The organism is Actinoallomurus acaciae (assembly GCF_042429965.1).
Taxonomy (GTDB): domain Bacteria; phylum Actinomycetota; class Actinomycetes; order Streptosporangiales; family Streptosporangiaceae; genus Actinoallomurus; species Actinoallomurus acaciae.
Window position 1 is genome coordinate 1 of sequence record NZ_JBHLZP010000927.1, and the last position, 1844, is coordinate 1844.

General features: G+C 72.3%; 1 protein-coding gene. It reads left to right on the top strand.

Going from position 1 to position 1844, the window contains the following annotated elements; all coding sequences use genetic code 11:
- On the top strand, positions 1 to 1844 hold a 1844-nt coding region (locus ACFFNX_RS49000; protein WP_378213330.1), incomplete at both ends, for a non-ribosomal peptide synthetase.

Here is a 1844-nt window from a genome sequence, read left to right on the forward strand (position 1 = left end):
CACCGTCGCCTTCGAGGTCCCGGCCGGGCCGCTGCGCGCCCTGGCCCAGGCCACCGGGACGAGCCCGTTCATGGTCGTGCAGGCGGCCGTGGCCGTCCTGCTGACCCGGCTCGGCGCGGGCACCGACCTGCCGCTCGGCGCCCCGGTCGCCGGGCGGAACGACCCGGGCCTGGACGACCTCGTCGGCTTCTTCGTCAACACGCTCGTGCTGCGGACCGACACCTCCGGCGACCCGTCCTTCCGCGCGCTGCTGGCCCGCGTACGGGACGCGGACCTGGCCGCGTTCGAGCACCAGGACGTGCCGTTCGAGCAGGTGGTCGAGGCGGTGAACCCGCCGAGGCGGCCGGGCCGGCACCCGCTGTTCCAGGTCATGGTCTCCTACCTGACCGGCGGCGGTGTCCCCACGGAGCCGGTCGGTCAGGACGTCGCGATGTTCGACCTGTCCTTCGACTTCTTCGAGCACGGCGACGGTCTCCGCGGCGTCGTCGAGTACAGCGCCGACCGCTACGACCACGCCACGGCCGAACGCCTCGCCGCCCGGCTGCGCCACGTCCTCGCGACGGTCACCGCCGACCCCGGCCGGCCGATCGGACGTGTCGACGTCCTGCTCGACGGCGAGGCCGAGGACCTCCTGCGCTCCGGCGCGTCCCGGCCCGACCCCGGCCTCTCCGTGCCCGCCCTGTTCGGGGCGCAGGCGGCGCGTACGCCGGGGGCGACGGCGTTGGTGACGGGGCGGCGGTCGTGGAGTTTCGCGGAGTTGGGGGAGTGGAGCGACCGGCTGGCGTGGTCGCTGATCGGTCGTGGTGCCGGTCCGGGCCAGGTGGTCGGCCTGGACCTGCCGCGTGCTCTGATGGTTCCGGCGTTGCTGGGGGTGTTGAAGGCGGGTGCGGCGTACCTGCCTCTCGACCGGGACCAGCCCGCCGACCGCGCGCAGTTCTTGTTGGGGGACGCCGCGCCCGCGCTGGTGTTGCGTGAGGAGGATCTGGCCGATCTGCCGGACGGTCCGCCGGTCGATCGGTCACGGCCGGACGGCGCGGCGTACGTGATCTACACGTCCGGCTCGACCGGCCGTCCGAAGGGCGTCGTGGTGCCCCATCGCGGCCTGGTCAACCTGTTCCTGTCGCATCGGCGGCGGTTGATGGAGCCTGCGGGTCGGGCTCTGCGGGTGGGGCATGTGGCCTCGTTCGTGTTCGACGGTTCGTGGGAGCCGTTGTTGTGGATGTTCGATGGCCACGCGTTGCATGTGCTGGAGGACTACCGCGATGACGGCGCCGTCGTCCGGGCGGCGCGGGACCTGGATGTGCTGGATGTGACGCCGACGTATCTGCGGGAACTGGTCTCGGCGGGCCTGCTGGAGGCGGGTCTGAAGGTGTTGCTGGTCGGTGGTGAGGCCATCGACCCGGGGCTGTGGGCGAAAATCTGCGCCGTCCCCGGCCTCGTCTGTCACGACCTCTACGGGCCGACCGAGGCGTCGGTGGACTCCTACGGCTGGCACGGCCCGGACCGCCGCCCGTACGAGCTGGACAACACCCGCGTCTATCTGCTGGACGAGACGCTGCGGCCGGTCCCCCGGGGAGTGCTCGGCGAACTGTACGTCGCCGGGGCCGGTCTCGCGTACGGCTATCTCAATCGTCCGGGGTTGACGGCGGAGCGGTTCGTGGCCGACCCGTTCGGCGGTGGCCGCATGTACCGCACGGGCGACCTGGCCCGGTGGAACGCCGATGGCGCGCTGGAGTTCGCGGGTCGTGCGGATGGTCAGGTGAAGATTCGTGGTCATCGGGTCGAGTTGGGGGAGATCGAGGCGGTCCTGGCCGAGTCGGTCGAGCAGGCCGCCGTCGTGGTCC